The organism is Streptantibioticus ferralitis, assembly GCF_029223525.1.
Lineage (GTDB): Bacteria > Actinomycetota > Actinomycetes > Streptomycetales > Streptomycetaceae > Streptantibioticus_A > Streptantibioticus_A ferralitis.
Genome location: NZ_JARHTQ010000006.1, coordinates 251,439 through 270,534 on the forward strand (window position 1 = coordinate 251,439; position 19,096 = coordinate 270,534).

Here is a 19,096-nt window from a genome sequence, read left to right on the forward strand (position 1 = left end):
CCGGTCCCAGTACCATGCGTGCGGTGAGCGACGACGCGCCCCTGCTCGACGACCTGATGCCCTGGTCCGCCGCGCCGCTGAGGCTCGGCCGAAGCTGGGTGCTGGCCCCGGACGCCAAGTCGCTACGTGCCCGCTGGGACGCCCTGTTGCGGGGCACTACGGCGGAGCGCGAGGCACTGTTCTGCCCGACCAGGTCGCGTACCGTGCACAGTACGGTGGCGCAACTTCCGGGTCACCGCGCACCGACGACCAGGCTGGCCGACGAGAGCGGGCCGTGCCCCGAGCCGGTGCGCATGCTGCACGGGCCGTACGACCAGCAGTGGCTGATCCCCGACCACCGGTTGCTCGACGCCGCCCGCGCCGAGTTGTGGCGGGTCGCGGACGACCGGCAGTTGTTCGCCGTTGAGCAGGGCTACCTGCCGCAGGCTCCCGGCCCCGCGGTGGTGTGCACCGCGCTGCTGCCCGACGGCCGCTCTCCCGCGGGGCGGCCGGGCCGCATCCGTCCGCTGTACCGCCGTCCCGGCGGCGCCGAGCCCAACTACGCACCCGGGCTGCTGGACCACCTCGGCAAGCGATGCGATCGCTCGGTGACCGCGGAGGATCTGCTGGCCTGGATCACGCTGTTCGCCCGGCACTCTCCGGCGGGCTGCGTGGTACCGCTTCCTGCCGGCGGCGAACTGTGGGACGCGGGCGTCGAGTTGGGCCGGACCGCGCTGGACGTCCAGACCCGCGGCGCCCGCTCCGGCGGGCGGCCGCGGCTGCCCGGTGGCCGCCGACCGTACGTTCGCGCTCCGCTGCCCGCGCGCCCCGACGCGCTGCGGTACGACCCGCAGGAGGAAGCGCTGTTCGTCGGCGACGGACGCATCTCGCCGGTTCCGCGCGGCGCATGGGAGTTCCAGGCGGGCGGCGTACGGGTCCTCGACGCCTGGTTCGACAGCCGGACCAGGGTGGCCGAGCCGGGCACGCTGGCGGCGATCGGGCCCGCCGCATGGCCGCAGGAGTGGACCTCTGAGCTGCTGGAGCTGATCACGGTGCTGGCACTGCTCGCCGAACTGCGGCCGCTGCGACGGACGTTGACCGCCGCACTGGAGTCCGGCCCGTGCACCGGCACCGATGAGCTGCGCGCCGCGGGAGTGCTCCCGGTGCCGGAGGCGGCGCGGCGGCCCGCTTCCGTGCTCGACCATCCCGAGGAGGGTCCGGGCGGCCAGTTCGCGCTGCTCTAGGACCGGCGGGCCTCGGCTTCGTAACCGGCCATCAGCCGGTTGATCACGCGCTCGAAGGTGGAGTCGGGGTCCGTGGCGGAAGGAGCGGTGCGGAGCACTTCGCAGCCCGCCCACTCCGATGGGCCCCGGCCAATGGGTGTACGACGGCTGGGCGATGGTGCTCCGCCATCTGCAACGGCTGCGCAACGCGCCCAGCCTGATCGTGCTGACACTCCGGTTCCGTGGCCTGCCGATGAGCCGGAGCGCGGTACCTCTGGGGCAGGCGTTGTCGTAGGCGTTCATCGCCGCGATCGCGCTGGTGCCGCTGGTACTGGTGGGCTTGGCGGTGGGCTGGCGAATCAGGGGCGGCGCCGCGAGTGCGCTGGGCGCACTGGGGCTGCTACTGCTCTTCCGACTGGTCGCGGGGTGGATCGGGCAGTACCTGGGGCTGCTGGTCGGCTCCGAGGAGGCCGCGGGCCAACTCAGCAGCGTGGTCTTCGCGGTGACGCTGATCTCCAACACCTATGTGCCGACCGGCAGCATGCCCGGCTGGCTGCGGGCGGTCGCCGAGTGGAACCCGATCAGCGCGGTGGTGGCCGCCTGCCGGGACCTGACGGGCAACGTGCTGGCGCGGCCCGGCGCGGCCCGGCCGGTGGCGCACCCGGTGGCGGGCGCGCTGATCTGGTCGCTGGTGCTGCTGGTGGTGGTGTTCGCACCGCTGACGGTTCGGCGGTACGCGCGGCGGTCACTGACGGGCACAAACGAGGATCACGCCGGTGATGCTCGGCCTGGCCGGGACCGTGATATGGGCGGCTGACGCCGCGGGCATCCGGCTCCCCATGCCGGGGTGGGGCGCCGGATGCCCCAGGGAGGGGTGCGCCGGTCGGACCGAGGGGCACGGGAGTCCCGTCGGTCCGGTCGGCGGCAGGTCAGCCGCGGCTGCCGAACAACGAACGGCGCAGCCGTCGCAGCGGCGCGAACAGCGAGACGCGCGCGCCGCGGTTCTCTCTGGTCTGGCAGGTGTCCCGCGCCGTCAGCTCGCGCATCAGCAGCGTCGCGTCCGCGGTCTCGCGCTGCGGCACCGCAGGGCCCCCGAGCACCGCCAGATGGCGGTCAAGACGCGCACTGGACGCGCTGCTCCCGCAGTTGATCGCAGGCACACGTGGCCTGCTGCGCACTATTTGCTCCATTACTACTCCCCACCCGTACGAGGCACCCGGCCCGGGCAGCGTAACCCTATCGCCCCGCCGCGTCACCCGCGCATCCACAGGCTCGGATTCACCTGCCGAACAGGCGTGTTGACGCCCGACGCCGCGCGCTCGCACGGTAGTTGACCGGATGCCCCATCGAATATCACCTGGCAGCCGCGGTGAACTCCGGAAGGTACCCGCTTGACTGCCCCTCCGCCGTCGGGTGGTACGAATCACCGAGTGGAACGGTGACGCTGTGCAGCCATGGGTGGCCGCCGCAGATTTCATGGGGCGCGAAGGCGCGTCGCACGTCGCGAAAGGTGAAACCGTGATCGGCCGCGCGCCGGGCGATGACGGAGTCGACCTCGTCGGCCGCCCGGTTGACGGCCGAGCGCTTGGCCTCGCTCATCCCGGCGCGGCATGAGCCGTTCAACTGGTAGAAGCGCGGATAGCCCAGCACCACGACGCGCGCCGCCGGAGCCTTGGCGCGGATCACCGAGTAGACATGGTCGAGGCGGCTCTGCAGCGTGCCGCGAAAGTAGTCCTCGGCTTGTGCGATCCGGTTCAGACAAACGGTGTCGGACGACAGCACGCAGGTGGTCATCACACTGGCGAAGCCCGCGTCGTCAGCGCCGGCGGTGATGCTGACCAGGCTGGTCGACTGACTGAGCGGCCCCAACTGGTTGTTGATGACGTCCGTTGTCGTGGCGCCGTCGCACGCGGTGAAGGCGAAGGACGACGGGGCGTGGGCGGCGGCCCACAACTGCGGGTAGGCCTTGGTGCTGCGCCTGCAACCGCCGCTGGACCCCGCGTAGTCGCCCGCTCCGACGCCGGCGGAGTACGAGTCGCCGAGCGCCGCGTAGGCCGAACCCGTCGCGTCCGCCGCACTCGTGCCGAGCAGGGTGGCAGCGGCGGCGAGCGGCAGCGCGCAAGCGGCGGCGACAAGCCGGGTGAATCTCATGGAAGCCCCCTTGAGTGGTGTTCTCCGGCTCTGTCGTAGCAGTGACCAGGGCGGCTGGGCGGCGTCCAGGCCAAGGATTCCCCCGATCGGTGACGGTCTGCGGCGAGATTCCCGGAATCCTTGACGGGCTGCCGGGACTGCGCGACATTGAAGCCCGGGGGGCAAGTCGCCAATGCATCCAATTGCCAAGGAATCTCTGCCACTTCTCGCTGGTGCTGCTGTCGGCACGGGAGTGGCCGGTGCCGCGCTTGTACTGGCCAACATCAGTTCGCCGCTGCGCGCGCCGTTCACCTTCTTCTTCCTGATCGTCGCGCCCGGAGCCGCGCTGGCCAGCACGCTGCGCAGCCTTGACCCGCTCAGCCGGGTGGTGGTCGCCGCGGTCGGCTCGATCGTGCTGGACCTGCTGGTCGGCCAGGTGATGCTGATGCTGCATCAGTGGTCGATACGTGGTGGTGTGGTGGTGATCGCCGCGCTGAGCGCCGCGATGTTCCTGCTGCCGCTGGCCCGGCGTGGCTACGGAGTCACGGCGAGAAGGCGCGATCCTTGAGACCGGAGATCCGTGTCCTGCGCCCGGCCGAGCTGACCGATGCCGACCGTGCGGCCTGGACCGGCCTCCAGTCGCGGGCCTGGGTGTCCGGCAGTCCTTCGCTCGCCAATCCCTTCCTGTCACCGGAGTTCACCACGGCGGTGGGCCGCTTCCGGCGCGGGGTGCGGGTAGCGGTGGTCCACGAGGACGGTGAGCCCGCCGCCTTCTTCCCCTTCCAGCGGTCCGCCTTGGGCGTCGGCAGGGCGGTCGGCCTCGGTCTGTCCGACTGCCAGGGGCTGGTGCACCGGCCGGGCTTCCAGTGGGACGCGCGCGAGCTGCTGCGTGCCTGCCGATTGGCGATATGGGAGTTCGACCATCTCGTCGAGGGCCAGAAGCCCTTCGAGATGGGCGCCACCGGCTCGTACCCCTCTCCGGTGATCGACGTCGAGCAGGGATACGAGGCGTATCTGGGCTATCTGCGCGGCCACGCCGCGAAGTTCGTCCGCACCACGCTCGCCAAGGAGCGCAAGCTGGCGCGGGAGGCGGGCGAGGTCCGGTACGTACACGATGAGCGCGATCCCGCGGTGCTGCGCACACTGATGGGCTGGAAGTCGGCGCAGTACCGCAGGACCGGTCGCAGCGACCGGTTCGCCCGGCCGTGGATCGTGCAGCTCGTGGAGCACCTCTTCCACACCCGCGGTGAGGCCTTCGCCGGGCTGCTCTCCGTGCTCTACGCGGGTGGGCGCCCGGTGGCAGCGCACTTCGGGTTGCGTTCCGACCGGGTGATCGCCTGTTGGTTCCCGGCGTACGACACCGCGTTCGGTAAATACTCACCGGGTCTCGCGTTGCATCTGAGAATGGCCGAGGCGGCTGCGGCTGACGGGATCGGCTATCTTGATCTCGGCCGGGGCGAAAAGGAATACAAAGAGTCGCTCAAAACTCGTGAACTTTCCGTGACGGAAGGTTGGGTGACACGGCGCCACCCGGTCGCGATCGGTCATCTGGCCCGGCGTGCGCCAGTGCGGGGGGCCCGCAACGCGGTGCTGGCGCGCCCCCAACTCCGGGGCCGCGCCGACCAGTTGCTCAAGCAGCTGGGGCGGCTGCGCGCGGGCGACTGACGCGCTCCCGGCCCATCGTGCGCACCCCGCGCTTCTTCGCGCCGTATCGGGTAGGCCAGCCGCACAACCCCGCACGCAGCGCATTTGTCCTGCGACTCGAAAGGAATAGCTCGCTTCCTCTCAAGATCGATCAGCTCGGCAAGATCAAAGAAACTTCTGGACAGCAATTCTTTCAATTGTGAATCACCGCGCCGGGTCTTGCCTTACAGTCCTAATCATCAATACCGTCGGACATCCACCCGGATCGGCCATCAGGGAAGGGCGGCCCTAGGGGACCCCAGGGGAGGGGGCTCGATAGGCCGCGATGGAACCGATACGGGGCGCGGTAGGGGGGTGCCGTGCTCGGACACTGCGCATGTGCCGAGCCGCGCGCCGCGCGGCCGGTCACGTACGCCAACTCACCGGGCCTGCAAGGAGCCGGATTCAGCCATGGGCAATCCCGCCTTGGGCGAAGACGGCGTAGGCCGGGTGTGACCCCCCTTTCGAACCGGACCCACGACACGGGCCGCCCGGTGCGGGCGGTCGACCGGACGAGAGGGAAACGGACTCATGAGCTCGTTTGTTCAACCAGCCATGCCCGGATCAACCATAAGTTCGAATCCACCCACGAATCCCACCAGCACTCCGGTGCACTTCCGGCCGGTTTCCTCGCACTTGGCGATCGCACCGCCGGTCAGCGTCGTGATCCCGGCGATGAACGAGGCGGAGAATCTTCCGCATGTGTTCGCCACACTTCCGCCCTGGATCCATGAAGTAATCCTGGTAGATGGCCACTCCACCGATGACACCGTGAAAGTCGCGCGTGAGCTGTGGCCGTCGGTCACCGTCGTCGAACAGCGCGGTCGCGGCAAGGGGGACGCGCTGATCAGCGGATTCGCGGCGTGCACCGGCGAGATCATCGTGATGGTGGACGCCGACGGCTCGGCCGACGGCAACGAGATCGTCAGTTATGTGTCAGCCCTGGTCTCCGGGGCCGACTTCGCCAAGGGCTCGCGCTTCGCCAACGGCGGCGGCACCGACGACATGACACCCATCCGCAAGCTCGGCAACTGGGCGCTGTGCGCACTGGTCAACGCCAAGTTCGGCGCCCGCTACACCGACCTGTGCTACGGCTACAACGCCTTCTGGAGACACTGCCTGGACCACATCGGGCTGGACTGCGCCGGTTTCGAGGTGGAGACCCTGATGAACATCCGAGTGGTCAAGGCCGGCCTGAAGGTCCAGGAGATTCCCAGCCACGAGCATCTGCGCATCCACGGCGCGAGCAACCTGCGGGCGGTCCGGGACGGCTTGCGCGTCCTCAAGGTCATCGTGCGCGAGCGCAGATCACGTCGGCTGCGCTCGCGTCCCGCGGTGCTGCCGGCCAGCGCCAGTCTGGGGGAGGGTTCTTGAGCACGGAGACCGTCTCCGTGGTGATCTGCGTGTACACCGAGGACCGCTGGGGCGACATCCTCGCCGCGGTGGCCTCGGTGCAGGCGCAGAGCTTCCCGGCACACGAAACACTGCTCGTGGTGGACCACAACCCCACGCTGCTCGCCCGGCTGCGCGAACGGTACGAGGCCGACGGCACCGTCACCGTCCTGCCCAACGCCGGGCCCCGCGGCCTGTCCGCGGGCCGCAACACCGGGATCGACCGGTCCACCGGCTCGGTCATCGCGTTCCTCGACGACGACGCGGTCGCCGAGCCGGACTGGCTGCGGCACTTCGTGGCGGCCTACCAGGACCACCGGGTGATGGCGGTGGGCGGCAGGACCATGCCCGCCTGGGCCTCCGGCCGCCGCCCCGCCTGGTTTCCGCCCGAGTTCGAGTGGGTGGTGGGCTGCACCTATCGGGGCCTGCCGCCCGGCCGGGTCCGGGTGCGCAATGTGCTGGGCGGCAACGCCTCGTTCCGGCGCGCCGCGTTCGAGGCCGCGGGCGGTTTCGCGACCGGGATCGGCCGGGACGGCGACAAGCGCCCGCTCGGCTGCGAGGAGACCGAGCTGTGCATCCGGCTGCAGCGTGCCCGCCCGGACGCGCTGCTGCTGATCGACGACCGTGCGGTCATCCACCACCGGGTGCCGCCCGCACGGGAGCGGTTCGGGTACTTCCGTACCCGCTGCTACGCCGAGGGGCTGTCCAAGGCGCTGGTGACCCGCAGCGTCGGCGCCGAGGCGGGGCTTGAGACCGAACGCCGTTACACCACAAGGGTGTTGCCGTCGGGCGTACTGCGCGGCGTGCGGGACGCGTTGCGGGGCCGGCCTGACGGCCTGGCCCGGGCCGGCGCGATCGTGGCCGGCGTGGCGACGGCCGCGGCCGGCTACGCCGTCGGAACCGTGCGTTCCCATCGCGGCGGCGGCCGTTTCGTGATCGCCGCCGCAGAGCCCGCCGGGCCGGACGGACGGACGAGAGGAGCAGCGGTATGACCACTGCTGGGGTGCCGATATTGATGTACCACGCGGTCGCTGCCGCTCCGGCGAAGGCGGCGCGTGGGCTCTCGGTGGCACCGGCGGCGTTCGCCGAGCAGATGGAACTGCTGGCGGATCGCGGCTTCACACCGCTGACCACCCGGCAGTTGGCCGCGGTCTGGCGGGACGGGCGGCGTGCGCTGCCCGCCCGGCCGGTGCTCATCACGTTCGACGACGGATACGAGGGCGTGCACCGGCACGCCCTGCCGGAACTGCTGCGGCACGGCTTCCCGGCCACGCTGTTCACCTCGACGGGCTGGATGCGCGGGCGCGGCGCGGAGGACCATGCGCCCGGCGCGCCGGACACCACGCTCGACTGGGACCAGGTGCGTGAGCTGGCGGCGTCGGGCGTGGAGATCGGCGGGCACAGCCACAGCCATCCGCAACTGGACCAACTCTCCGACGAGCGACTGTGGTTCGAGGTGCTGCGCTGCAAGGAGATCCTCGCCGAGGAGCTCGACTCGCCACCGATCTCCTTCGCGTACCCGTACGGCTACTCCAGCCAGCGGGTGCGGCGCACCGTGCGCACCGCGGGGTTCGGCATCTCGCTGGCGGTGGGCAACCGGCTGGCCGCCCGCGCCCAGGGGCCGTACGCACTGCGGCGGGTCACGGTGCGCCGGTCCACCTCGATAGCGGAGTTCGAACGACTCGTCGAGGGCCGCGCCGTTGCCCGGAGCTTCGCCAAGGACCGGGCGTTGACAAAGAGTTATGCCATGGTGCGCAGAACCCGCCGAGCACTGGGGAAGGTACGCGGAGCCCGTGTCTGAGACGACCACCCAGCAGACATCCGGTACGAGCACATCCGGCCAGCGGGCACCCGGTCACGGAACGGCGGGCTCCGACGTCGCCACCGAACGTCCGCCCAGACCCGGTCGGCTGCGGCTGCCCGGACGACGCGGCGGGGGCGATCCGCTGTTCCGCAACGCCTATGCGTTGATGCTCAACACCGGGGTCTCCGCGGTGCTCGGGCTCGGCTACTGGCTGGTCGCCGCCCGCTACTACAGCGACAACGCGGTGGGCAGGGGCTCGGCCGCGATCGCGGCGATGAAGTTCCTCGCCGGGATCACGGCGGTCACCCTCACCGGTGCGCTGGCCAGGTTCATCCCGGTGGCGGGCAAGCGCACCGGCAGGCTCGTCTCCGCCACCTATGTGCTGAGTTCGCTGATAGTGGCGGCTGCCGCCGGGGTCTTCCTGCTCACGCTGGGGTTGTGGGGGCCCTCGTACCACTTCCTGAGCGGTGTGGTGCCGGGGCTGGCCTTCGTCGGCGCGGTGGTCGCCTGGTCGGTGCTCACCCTGCAGGACGGGGTGTTGACCGGGTTGCGCAGCGCGGTGTGGGTGCCGTTCGGCAACACGGTGTTCTCCGCCGCCAAACTCGCCCTGCTGGTGGTGCTGGCCACCGTGATCCCGGCGACCGGGGTCTTCGTCTCATGGGTCGCGGCCATCGCGCTGTCTGTGCTGCCGCTCGGCTGGCTGGTCTTCCGACGGCTGATCCCCCGTCATGTCAGGGCGACGGAGGGCAAGACCGATCCGCCGACAGGCCGGGAGATCGGGCGGTTCCTCGCCGGGGACTACACGGGGTCGCTGTTCGCACTCGCGGTGGTCTATCTGGTGCCGGTCATCGTCGCGGCGCGGATCAGCGCGGAGGACAACGCGTACTTCTACATCACCTCGACGATCGGCGGCACGGTCGATCTGCTGGCGATCAACATGGGCTCCTCGCTGACCGTCGAAGGTGCGCACGACCCGTCGCGGATCGCCGAGAACTGCCGGGCCGCGCTGCGCCGGATGGCCCGGATCATGGTTCCGATCTGCATGTTCCTGGTGGTCTTCGCCCCGCAGATACTCCATGTCTTCGGCGCGGGGTACGCGGCCGAGGGCGGCCCGTTGCTGCGGTTCATGGCGATCGCCTCGCTCACCCGGGTGCTGTTCGAGGCGTACTTCGGGGTGCTGCGCGCCCAGAGCCGCACCTCTCGGATCGCCGTGCTCCAGGGCCTGCTGTGCGCGCTGGTGCTGGGGTCGACGCTGCTACTGCTGCCGTCGCTGGGCATCGTGGGCGCGGGCGTGGCGGAGCTGGCCAGTCAGACGGTGATCGCGGTGATCGCCTGCTTCGGTCTGGCGCGGATACTGCGGGCCCCGGCGCCCGCCCCGGCACCGGTCGTGGAACCGCCCGCGCCGGTCCCACTCGACACCGACACGCTGGTCTTCGGCACCCGTTGGGCGCTGCGCGCCGCGGTCGACCAGGACACCCTTCCGCTCGGGGTCCGGCTGGACTTCGACCATCTGGAGCGGCGGCCGTATGTCCCCCCGCATCCGCAGACCAACCAGGAGTCGCGGTCCGAAGGGGTCACACCGCATCCGGTCTCGGCGCCACCGCCCGCACAGACAGCTCCGGAGCCGCGGATTCCGGTGCGCGAGCGGGTGGCGCGCTGGTCCTGGGCGGCGCTTGGCGGCTGGCTGACGCTGGCCGTGGCGCTGGCGCTGTACTGGCTGCCGCTGCGCGGGATGAACGACGCCTCGCTGGACGGGATGAACGGTCTCGGGCTGATCTCGGTACTGCCGCATCTCACTCTGGTGGGTACGGCGTTGCTGGTGGTGGCGTTCTGCTGGGCGCTGGCGCTGCGCGGCTGCCGGCCCTGGCTGCTGCTCGCCGTTCTGCTGACGACCGTGGTGTCGCTGCACGCGGTTCCCGCCGTGCTGGAGTCACAGCCGCGCTTCCCGACCGCCTGGCAGCACGCGGGGTTCATCGAGTACATCACCAGAACCGGCAACGCGGTCCCCTACCTTGACGCGCGCTTCTCCTGGCCGGGCTTCTTCGCGGGCGTCGCACTGGTCACCAGGGCCTGCGGGATCACCGACCTCACAGAGGTGCTGCGCTGGTGGCCGCTGGCGGTCGAACTGCTCTATCTGGCACCGCTGATGCTGCTGCTGCACGCGATACGGGCGAGCTGGCGTGCCAAGTGGTGTGCGGCCTGGCTGTTCGTGCTGTGCGGTTGGGTCGGCCAGGACTACTTCTCACCGCAGTCGATCAACTACTTCTTCTACATCATGTTCGTGGCCGTGCTGCTGGTCTGGTTCCGCTCAACACGGAGCGAGGGCGGCAAGCGGCTGCCGGGCGAGGCGGAGGCGCGCCCGGCAGGCCGGGCCGACCGGGCGATTCTGCTCGGTGTCCTGGTGGCGCTCTTCGCGGCGTCCGTGGTCAGCCATCAGCTCACCCCGTTCGTCATGCTCGGGGTGGCGGCGGCGCTGGTGATCTGGAAGCGCTCCACGCTGTACGGGCTGCCGCTGCTGTGCGGGGTCATGGTGATCGCCTGGGTGGGCTTCCTGGCCGAGCCGTACTGGTCCGGGCACTTCAACGAACTGTTCGGCGGTATGGGTTCGCTGGGCGGCAATCTCTCCTCCAGCGTCTCCGGTCGCATCCAGGGCGGCTCCCCCGTCCACAAACTGGTGCTGTACTCGCGGGTGCTGCTGGCGGCGAGCGTGATGACGCTCGCCGCCTTCGGCTGGCTGCGCAGACGGCGGGCGGGGATCAGCGATCGGGCGCTGCTGATCCTGCTGCTGATCCCGTTTCTGGGGTTCGGCATGCAGTCGTACGGCGGCGAGATGGCGCTGCGGGTCTTCCTCTTCGCGCTGCCGGGCGCGAGCGTGCTGGCGGCGCTGGCACTCTTCCCGCGCGCCGGGTCGGACCGCTCCTGGCCGGGGCTGGTCGCCGCGCTGCTGGCGGGCCTTGTGCTCATGGGAGGCTTCCTGATGGCCCGTTGGGGCAACGAGACGTTCGAGCGGGTCCGCACCGGAGAGGTCGCGGCCATGGACTACGTGTACGACCATGACGCGCCGTCCGCCCGGCTGCTGTGGCCGAGCAAGGACCCGGCCAACGATCCGACGCCCAACCTGCCGTGGATGGCCCGGGACATGGAGCGGGTCAACTACCGCGGGGTGCCGGCGCCGCGCGATCCGTCACAGGTCGGCGCGATGGTCGCGGACCTGAAGGCGGCGGGCCCGCAGTCGTATCTGTTGATCACCTCCGGTACCGCCACCTATCTGCAGCTGGACGCGGGCTACCCGGCCGACTGGCGTATCCGCGTGGTGGCCGGACTCGACGCCCGCAAGGACCTGCGGAAGGTGATGTCCAACCCGGATGCCGCCGTCTACCAGCTGGCGGACCCGCCCGCGGGGACCGTACCGCGTCCGGTCGTCGGCAAGGTCGGCCCGGTGGTGACGTGGACGCCGTGGACGGTGGTGGGTTCGATCGCGGCGGCGTTGCTGATGGTGCTGCTCGGCGCCCGCGAGGTGGTACGTGTCCTGGTTCCGGAGGGCAGGCGGCGGCGCGGTATGAAGGTGTCGTTCTACCTGGCGCTGCCACTGCTCGCGGTGTTCCTCGCCTCCCTGGTGGACCGCTTCACGACGTTGAGCTGAGCTCAGCGGTTGGTCCAACTGACCGCGTACGGGCCCAGGTTGACGGCCTTGCCGTCGATGTGGGCGGTGATCTGCTGGTCGGTGGTGTTCACGGCGAGGAGCGTCCGGTCGCTCGCGAGTACCCGCACCTTCGTGTTGTCGACCGTCACCGACCGGAAGGCCGTGCCCGGCGGAAAGGCGGCGGCGAAGCGCCGTAGCAGGTTCATCATGGGCAGCGGTGTGCCGCCTTGTTGGTCGGCCCCGGTGCCGGTCCACAGGCAGCCCGAGCAGTCGCCGCTCTCGGACTCCGGATTCCAGTAGAAGGCGGTGTCCGTGCCGCCCTCGGCGAGCTGCGTCATGGCGGTGGCCTGGACCGCCATGAGCCGGTTCTCCGGCCAGACGGTGTGGTCCGGCTTGACGTACCACTCGGCCCACCACAGGGGCAGTCCGGTGTCCTGGCGCAGCCAGCGGCTCAGGTCGTTGAACTTCTCGGTGGCGGTGAAGTCATCGGGGACCAGGGCGCCGTCGTGGGTGGTACTCGATCCGTCGACGACCAGGAAGTCGGCGCCCGCCTTGTTGCGCTTCCAGTAGTCGAGGGCATCGACGACCCGCTGGTCGAGGCTGCCCCAGGGGCCGCTGACGGAGGAGGAGTTGTCCTTGGAGCCGGGTGGCATGCTGTCCATGTTCAGGTAAGGACCGCCCACCATGTTCCGCGGGTTGACGCCCTTGACCGCCCGGTAGGCGAGGTTGTACAGGCGGGTGTAGTCCTCGTAGTCCCAGCGCTGCGCACTGTCGTTCCAGAAGCCCTTGAACTCGTTCCACACGATGAAGTCGTGGACGTCCGGGTAGCGTTGGGCGACCTTGGCGGCCAGTTGGGCGAAGTCGGCGTAGTGGTCCGGGGTGGGCGCGGCCTCGATGCGCGACCAGTCGGTGGCGCCCCGGGCGCCGCCCTTCATCCAGTCGGGCGCACAGCACAGGGTGATCACGGGTGTGCCGCCGGTCTTGCGGATCAGGGCGATACGGCTGTCCAGGCCGTTGAAGTCGTACTGGCCGGGCGAGGGCTCGGGGTTGTCGGCGCCCCAGCCCATGATGGCCTGGTTCTGCGGCAGCGGCTGGGCGGCCAGCAGTCTGCCCGCACTGTCCTCGGCCGCCGCGGTACCGCGGTCGGCGCTGTACTCGGTGTGGGTGAAGCCCCAGCCGAGCCGGGCACTGGGCGACTGGCCGGAGCCGGGGGTTCCGTAGACGCCGGGCGCCGCGGTGCCGGTGGACCGTTCGGCGACACCGTGCCCTGTGGTGTCGAACATGGTCAGCAGGAGGCCAAGCCCCACCGTCGCGACGGCGATCAGCACGACGACGCGTTGCCGACCGGCGCGTAAGAGGCCGAATCTCCCGGCCGCATGACGAGCGCTCACCTTGGCACTGTAAGGCGGAGAAGCACGCGTAACGACCGTTTTGGTAAACCCTGTGAGGGTTTTCCTTGTCGATCAACCCGGAAAAAGCCGCGCGACCCCGGCAGTTCTGCCGGATCATGGCGTCATGCCCGCGATGAGCCCGCCCGATGACCACCTGCCCGACGCAGCGCTGCCGATCCGGCTGAACACCGCGGGCAACGACTCACCGTCCGACATCGTGGACGCCATGCTGCTCGGCCGGTTCGCCTCCGGCGCCCAGCCGTACGCGCGCGGCCACTCGGTGCAGCGCGTCAGATCGGGGGTCACACTGCTGCCGGGCGGCGCTCGGGTGTTGCGGTCGGCGGCCGAGAAGGACCGCCGCGCGGTGCTCGCCGAGGGTGACGGCTGGACGATCCTGGTGTCCCGGTGGAAGCGCGGGGCGGATGTCACCGTCACCGCGGTCGAGGACGAGCTGGCGCGGCGGATCCTCGACCAGGTGCTGGACGGTGCGGAGGACGAGCCGGAACCGCAGCCGGAGTTGGTGCAGATGGGCTTCTGGCACTTCTCGCACCGCCGGGGCCCGGTCCGCAACGCGCGCGCCATCACCGCGTCGACCTGGGAGGAGGTGCGGGGCAACTACACCGCGCCGGTCGCCGACGCGATGGACACCCTGATGAAGCTGACGCCCGAGGGCATCACCGGTCGGCTGCTGCTCCTGCACGGGCCGCCGGGCACCGGAAAGACCTCGTGCCTGCGTACCCTGGCGCGCTCCTGGCGGGACTGGTGCCAGGTGGACTGCGTACTGGACCCCGAGCGGCTGTTCAACGATCCCGGCTATCTGATGGACCTCGCCATCGGCGAGGAGGACAGCGAGTTCGGCGGCGAGCCCGCGCCCCGTTGGCGGCTGCTGCTGCTTGAGGACTGCGACGAGCTGATCCGCGGCCAGGCCAAGCACACCGCGGGCCAGGCGCTGTCCCGGCTGCTCAATCTGACCGACGGCCTGCTGGGGCAGGGCCGCAACGTCCTGGTCGGCATCACCACCAACGAGGAGTTGGAGCGGCTGCACCCCGCGGTGGTACGGCCGGGCCGCTGCCTGAGCCGGATCGAGGTGGGGCCGCTGACCCGCGAGGAGGCGGTCGCCTGGCTCGGTACGGCGGAGGGCGTCGGGCGCGACGGCTCGACGCTCGCGGAGCTGTACGCGCTGCGCCGGGGCACGGCGCCCCTGCTGCCCACCCAGGCCGAGGCCACGGACGGCCTGTACCTCTAGGGCCGAGGCTGTCGCCGGCCGTAGCATTATGGGTGCATGACACATGAATCTGAGGAGGCCGCCGGGCAGGTCTGGGCGGTCCTCGGCGGGGCGCCGGAGCTGCTGAAGCGGGTGTCGTACGGCGGGCCCGGCACCGGATTGCCCGCGCGGCTGCCGGTGCGGGCGCTGGCCCGGGCAACCGTCGCCGCCTGCTCGCTGGCCGCCGCGGAGTTGGCGGCTCGGCGCACCGGACGCCCGGCGCCCGCGGTACGGGTGGACGACGACGCCGTCGCCACCGCCTTCACCAGCGAACGGCATCTGCGCATCGACGGCCGAGCGCCCATCGCCTTCGCTCCACTGTCCGGGTTCTGGCGAACCGCCGACGGCTGGGTGCGCACCCACGCCAACTATCCGCACCACCGCGCCCGGTTGCTCGCCTCCCTCGACATCCGCGACGAGGGCGAGGACACGGCACTCGCCGATGAACTCGCCCCCGTGCTCGGCGAGTTGGCGGCGGAGGACGTACAGGAGCGGGTGTACGCGGCGGGCGGCCTGGCGGTCGCCGTGCGCACCGTACACCAGTGGGCCGAGCACCCCGCGGGCCGCGCGGCGGCGGCCCAGCCGCTGGTGCACGTGGAGCGGTTGCCCGGCGCGCCTCGGCGGCCGGTGCGGCCGCTGCCCGCCGGAGTGCTGCTGCCCGCCGCGGGTGTCCGGGTGCTTGATCTGACCCGGGTGATCGCGGGCCCGGTCGCCGGACGGACACTGGCGCTGCTCGGCGCGGATGTGCTGCGGATCGACTCGCCGCGGCTGCCGGAGCTGGCTGATGCCCACGCGGATACCGGTTTCGGCAAGCGGTCGGCCCGTCTCGATCTGACGCGCGGGACGGACCGCGCGGTCTTCGACGAACTGCTCGGCATGGCGGATGTCGTGGTCACCGGCTATCGGCCGGGCGCACTGGACCGGCTCGGATTGTCGGCACCGGCGCTGCTGGAGCGCCGACCGGGGCTGGTCATCGCCCAGTTGAGCGCGTGGGGCGACCAGGGGCCGTGGGCCGAGCGCCGCGGGTTCGACAGCCTGGTACAGGCGGCGTGCGGCATCGCCATGGCGGAGGCCGGGTCCGACGGCCGACCCGGTGCGCTGCCCGCCCAGGCGATCGACCACGGCACGGGACATCTGCTGGCGGCCGCCGTACTGCGTGCGCTCACCGAGCAGCACGACACGGGCGGCGGTGCGGTGCTGCGGCTCAGCCTCGCCGCGACAGCCAACTGGCTGACGAACGGCATCACCGCCGAGGAGTGGACGGACGAGGACGTATACGACGCCTACGATCCAGCGCGCCATCTCGCGCGGACCGACGCGTCGTTCGGCCGTCTTGTCCATGCCCTCCCCCCGGTGTCCTTCGCCGGCGGTCCGGCCAACTGGTCGTCCGCACCGAGCCGTTGGGGCACGGACCAGCCGGTCTGGGCCTAGGGCCGTACCGGCTCGCGCGGCGGGCCGGACCGGCTACCCGTAGACGACACGCAACGCGTCCTCGATGGCGGCCAGCGCGGCGGAGCGGTCCAGGCCGAGGCGGTGGACTCGCTGTGCGTACTCCGCCGCCGAGGCCGCCGCCTGCCGTTGCGCCGCGTCGCCCGCGGCGGCGATGAACGTGCCGTGCCGACCGCGGGTTTCGATCACCCCGTCCGCCTCCAGCACGCGGTATGCCTTCGCCACCGTGTTGGCGGCCAGCCCGAGGTCCTCCGCGAGACCTCGTACGGTGGGCATGCGGTAACCCACCGGGAGCGTGCCGCCGCGCGCTTGGGCGGCGACCTGTTCCCGTACCTGCTCGAATGGCGCGACGGCCGATTCAGGATCGACAGTGATCTTGAGGCTCACGTACGGTCTCCAGCTGGCTGCGACTGTCGTATGTCGGGTTCATTGTGCGGCAACGCCACCGCGCGGCTCGGGCTTCGCGGGTGGTATCCGATCGAGTCGCCCGCGTGGTGCCAGTGCAGCACAAAGCGATCCCCGGCCCGATAGGCGTCAACGCCCGCTCTGCAGTAGGCGACCGTGTCGTCCGGCAGCGCGTCGAGTTCGAACCAGGCGATGTCCGAGCACTTGGCGGGCTCGCGGTTGACCGCTTCTCCGCTCCAGCGGCGTGCTTCGAAGAACCATCCGATGCGCGCGTTCCCATCCGGCGCCCGATGCTGCATCACCAGTGCGGCCCGCAGGTCCGCCGGGGCGATGACCACGCCGACTTCCTCGAACGCCTCCCGGATCACCGCCGTGCGCACGTCCTCACCATCCTCGACGTGTCCGCTGGGCGCGTTCCACAGTCCGTCCGCGTAGCCGGTGTTCGCCCGGCGGGCGAGCAGCACTCGGCGGTCCTGGCGCAGTATCAGGTGCACATCCACGATCTCGGCGTGCCGTCGCGGCTTCCCGGGGTGGATCGCGGCGGCGTGCTGCTCGTCCCGTACCCGTGCGCCGTCCAACTGGGCGTCCCGCCCGAGCTGTTCGCCCTGGGCATGGCGGGCCGGCTGTTCGCCCTGGGGAGGGCAGGCCAGCGGTTCGCTGTCAACGGCCTCGGCGGCGTTCCCGCCCTGCGCCGCATCGTTGCCAGTACGCTCCGTAGTCATGCCGGGATCTTCGCATCCCCCACTGACAACCGGCCCTGACCAGGGAGTTCACCCCAGCCCCAGGCCGCGGTAGCGAGCCCGTCGGGCAGCCAGCCGCGCGCTTTCGTCCATCACGCGCAGGGCGCCCAGTTCGGCGCCGAGAATGCCGCCGAGCCTGGTCAGGAAGGATTCCGGGGCATCGGCCGCGTCCGGGCCCTCCTCGACGATCCGGTCGACGATGCGGTGCGACCGCAGGTCGGCGGAGCGGACGCCCTGCCGGTCGGCGACCTCGTACGCGCGCTCCGTCGTCCGGTACAGGATCGCCGAGGCGCCCTCCGGCGGGAGCGGGGAGAGCCAGGCGTGCCGGGCCGCCAACACCCGGTCAGCGGGTAGCAGGGCGAGCGCGCCACCGCCCGCGCCCTGGCCCAGTAGCAGGCACAACGTGGGCGCCGGAAGCGTCACCAGGTCGGCGAGGCAGCGGGCGATCTCACCGGCGAGGCCGCCTTCCTCCGCCTCCTGGGAAAGCGCGGCGCCCGCGGTGTCTATGACGGTGAGCAGCGGCAGGCCGAGTTCGGCGGCGATCCGCATACCGCGCCGCGCCTCGCGCAGACCCGCGGGCCCCAACTGCGGCCCGTCCGCGCCCTGTCGGTCATGGCCGAGCACCACACAGGGTGACGAGCCGAACCGGGCCAGCGCCAGCAGCAGCCCGGGGTCGCGCTCCCCCGCGCCCGTACCGCTGAGCGGGGTGACCGCGCGTCCGGCGGTGCGCAGCAGTGCGCGCAGGCCCGGGCGTTCGGGCCGACGTGAGCGGCGGATCGATTCGGCGGTGGGCGGCGCTTCGGGTGGTGTGAGCGGTGCCGCCCCCGATTCCACCGTAGGCCGCGACTCTGACAAGGCGGATCGCTCCGCGCCGGGGTCAACGCCTCCAGCGGCAACCAGGCCGGCGCCAGCCTCTCCGGCGTCACCCAAGCCGACACCCCCGGCGTCAGCGCCCGTGGCGTCACCCGAGTCAGCGCCATCACCCAGGCCAGCCTCAACGCCCCTGGCGTCACTCAGCCCAGCACCCCCGGCTTCACCGAGACCGGCGCCAACACCCCCGCCACCGCCCAGACCAGCGCCGACACCCCCGGCGTCACCCTGCCCGCCGCACAGTACGTGCAGCGCGCGGGCCGCGGCTCCCGCGAGCTGATCGGGTGGGAGCACCGCGTCCAGCAGGCCGTGGGCGAGCAGGTTCTCGGCGACCTGGACGCCCTTCGGGAACTCCTCACCGTAGAGCGCCTGATGGACCCGGGGGCCGAGGAAGCCGATGAGCGCGCCGGGTTCCGCCGCGGTGACGTGTCCCAGCGATCCCCAGGAGGCCAGCACTCCCCCGGTCGTCGGATGCCGAAGGTAGACGAGGTAGGGCAGGCCCGCGGCCTTGTGGTCGGCGACGGCCGCGGCCACCTTGACCATCTGGAGGAAAGCGATGGTCCCCTCCTGCATGCGCGTTCCGCCGGAGGCCGGGGAGGCGAGCAGCGGCAGCCCCTCCCGGGTGGCGCGTTCCACCGCCCGTACCAGCAGCTCCCCCGCCGCGACCCCGATCGACCCGCCCAGAAAGCCGAACTCACACGCCACCAGGGCGACCCTGCGGCCCTTGATCCGCCCCTCGCCGGTCACCACCGACTCATCGAGGCCGGTGCGCTGCCGGGCCCGTTCAAGGTCGGCCCGGTAGTCGGGATCCGCCGACAGCGGAACCGCCACCGGCTGGTCCCAGCTGTGCCAGGTCCCCGGGTCGACGACGGTCTCGAACAGCTGCAGTGCGCTCATGGCATCACCCTGCCATGACCGCGTTCTCCACCGCCGCCGAGCGGCTGCCCGCTGTGGGCCAGCTCACCGGCCACATGGGCAACCGCGGCGGTACCTAGCCCGCGCCCGGGGACATCCTGTGCCCTCGCTTAGCGCCGCCTTAACGGGCCCGTAAGTCGCCGAACCGGCGGTCGGGGCGGCATTAGCGTGCTGATCTCTCCCCCTGTGCTGCCGCCCCGAGGGCAGC

The 19,096-nt window shown here is 71.2% G+C and carries 17 protein-coding genes; 11 read left to right on the top strand and 6 right to left on the bottom strand.

The genetic code is table 11. The features are described from left to right. The first annotated feature begins 14 nt into the window (after positions 1–14). The 3 genes from P2L57_RS12140 to P2L57_RS12145 all read left to right on the top strand — a co-directional run bounded on the left by P2L57_RS12140 (position 15) and on the right by P2L57_RS12145 (position 2,019). Entirely contained in the window at positions 15–1,223 is a 1,209-nt protein-coding gene (locus P2L57_RS12140; protein ID WP_275812615.1) for a type ISP restriction/modification enzyme, read from the top strand. 118 nt (positions 1,224–1,341) lie between these two features. Beyond that, complete coding sequence (locus P2L57_RS40170) at positions 1,342–1,497, top strand: hypothetical protein (RefSeq protein WP_308292454.1); 156 nt, start codon at positions 1,342–1,344, stop codon at positions 1,495–1,497. 24 nt (positions 1,498–1,521) lie between these two features. Further along, a complete protein-coding gene (locus P2L57_RS12145) occupies positions 1,522–2,019 on the top strand; it encodes an ABC transporter permease (protein ID WP_308292455.1) in 498 nt (165 codons plus the stop codon). Positions 2,020–2,131: 112 nt separating this feature from the next. Here P2L57_RS12145 and P2L57_RS12150 read toward each other — a convergent pair whose 3' ends face one another. Together P2L57_RS12150 and P2L57_RS12155 are read right to left on the bottom strand one after the other, a co-directional pair. After that, positions 2,132–2,392, bottom strand: a complete 261-nt coding sequence (locus tag P2L57_RS12150) for a hypothetical protein (protein WP_275812618.1) — start codon at positions 2,390–2,392, stop codon at positions 2,132–2,134. 163 nt (positions 2,393–2,555) lie between these two features. Then, on the bottom strand, positions 2,556–3,353 hold the full coding sequence (locus P2L57_RS12155; protein WP_275812621.1) for an SGNH/GDSL hydrolase family protein: 798 nt from the start codon (positions 3,351–3,353) through the stop codon (positions 2,556–2,558). A gap of 232 nt (positions 3,354–3,585) precedes the next feature. Here P2L57_RS12155 and P2L57_RS12160 point away from each other — a divergent pair, with 232 nt between their 5' ends. From P2L57_RS12160 to P2L57_RS12185, 6 genes are all read left to right on the top strand, one after another. Then, positions 3,586–3,900: a hypothetical protein gene (locus P2L57_RS12160; RefSeq protein ID WP_275812624.1), complete on the top strand. Its 315-nt coding sequence runs from the start codon at positions 3,586–3,588 to the stop codon at positions 3,898–3,900. Further along, positions 3,897–4,997 (top strand): GNAT family N-acetyltransferase, encoded by a 1,101-nt coding sequence (locus P2L57_RS12165; protein WP_275812627.1) that lies wholly within the window; start codon positions 3,897–3,899, stop codon positions 4,995–4,997. The genes P2L57_RS12160 and P2L57_RS12165 overlap by 4 nt, the downstream gene beginning before the upstream one ends. Positions 4,998–5,546: 549 nt before the next feature. Continuing rightward, positions 5,547–6,389 carry a glycosyltransferase family 2 protein gene (locus P2L57_RS12170; RefSeq protein WP_372515685.1) on the top strand — a complete coding sequence of 281 codons (843 nt, stop codon included), beginning with the start codon at positions 5,547–5,549 and terminating at the stop codon, positions 6,387–6,389. Further along, positions 6,386–7,399 (top strand): glycosyltransferase family 2 protein, encoded by a 1,014-nt coding sequence (locus tag P2L57_RS12175; RefSeq protein WP_275812629.1) that lies wholly within the window; start codon positions 6,386–6,388, stop codon positions 7,397–7,399. Before P2L57_RS12170 ends, P2L57_RS12175 begins: the two co-directional genes overlap by 4 nt. Then, entirely contained in the window at positions 7,396–8,208 is an 813-nt protein-coding gene (locus P2L57_RS12180) for a polysaccharide deacetylase family protein (RefSeq protein WP_275812632.1), read from the top strand. Before P2L57_RS12175 ends, P2L57_RS12180 begins: the two co-directional genes overlap by 4 nt. Then, positions 8,201–11,854, top strand: a complete 3,654-nt coding sequence (locus P2L57_RS12185; protein ID WP_275812635.1) for a lipopolysaccharide biosynthesis protein — start codon at positions 8,201–8,203, stop codon at positions 11,852–11,854. The genes P2L57_RS12180 and P2L57_RS12185 overlap by 8 nt, the downstream gene beginning before the upstream one ends. A gap of 2 nt (positions 11,855–11,856) precedes the next feature. Here P2L57_RS12185 and P2L57_RS12190 read toward each other — a convergent pair whose 3' ends face one another. Next, entirely contained in the window at positions 11,857–13,245 is a 1,389-nt protein-coding gene (locus P2L57_RS12190) for a xylan 1,4-beta-xylosidase (protein WP_275812638.1), read from the bottom strand. A 133-nt stretch (positions 13,246–13,378) separates the two neighbouring features. Here P2L57_RS12190 and P2L57_RS12195 point away from each other — a divergent pair, with 133 nt between their 5' ends. Together P2L57_RS12195 and P2L57_RS12200 are read left to right on the top strand one after the other, a co-directional pair. Beyond that, complete coding sequence (locus P2L57_RS12195) at positions 13,379–14,491, top strand: DUF5925 domain-containing protein (RefSeq protein ID WP_308292461.1); 1,113 nt, start codon at positions 13,379–13,381, stop codon at positions 14,489–14,491. Positions 14,492–14,527: 36 nt separating this feature from the next. Next, positions 14,528–15,940, top strand: a complete 1,413-nt coding sequence (locus P2L57_RS12200; RefSeq protein ID WP_275812644.1) for a CoA transferase — start codon at positions 14,528–14,530, stop codon at positions 15,938–15,940. Positions 15,941–15,973: 33 nt separating this feature from the next. On the opposite strand, the gene P2L57_RS12205 is transcribed toward P2L57_RS12200, so the two are convergent. The 3 genes from P2L57_RS12205 to P2L57_RS12215 are packed head-to-tail and all read right to left on the bottom strand — an operon-like array spanning position 15,974 to position 18,870. Next, on the bottom strand, positions 15,974–16,345 hold the full coding sequence (locus P2L57_RS12205; RefSeq protein WP_275812647.1) for a GntR family transcriptional regulator: 372 nt from the start codon (positions 16,343–16,345) through the stop codon (positions 15,974–15,976). Further along, on the bottom strand, positions 16,342–17,085 hold the full coding sequence (locus P2L57_RS12210; RefSeq protein WP_372515686.1) for an NUDIX hydrolase: 744 nt from the start codon (positions 17,083–17,085) through the stop codon (positions 16,342–16,344). Before P2L57_RS12210 ends, P2L57_RS12205 begins: the two co-directional genes overlap by 4 nt. A 48-nt stretch (positions 17,086–17,133) precedes the next feature. Beyond that, on the bottom strand, positions 17,134–18,870 hold the full coding sequence (locus tag P2L57_RS12215) for a carboxyl transferase domain-containing protein (protein WP_275812651.1): 1,737 nt from the start codon (positions 18,868–18,870) through the stop codon (positions 17,134–17,136). Positions 18,871–19,096: the final 226 nt, after the last annotated feature.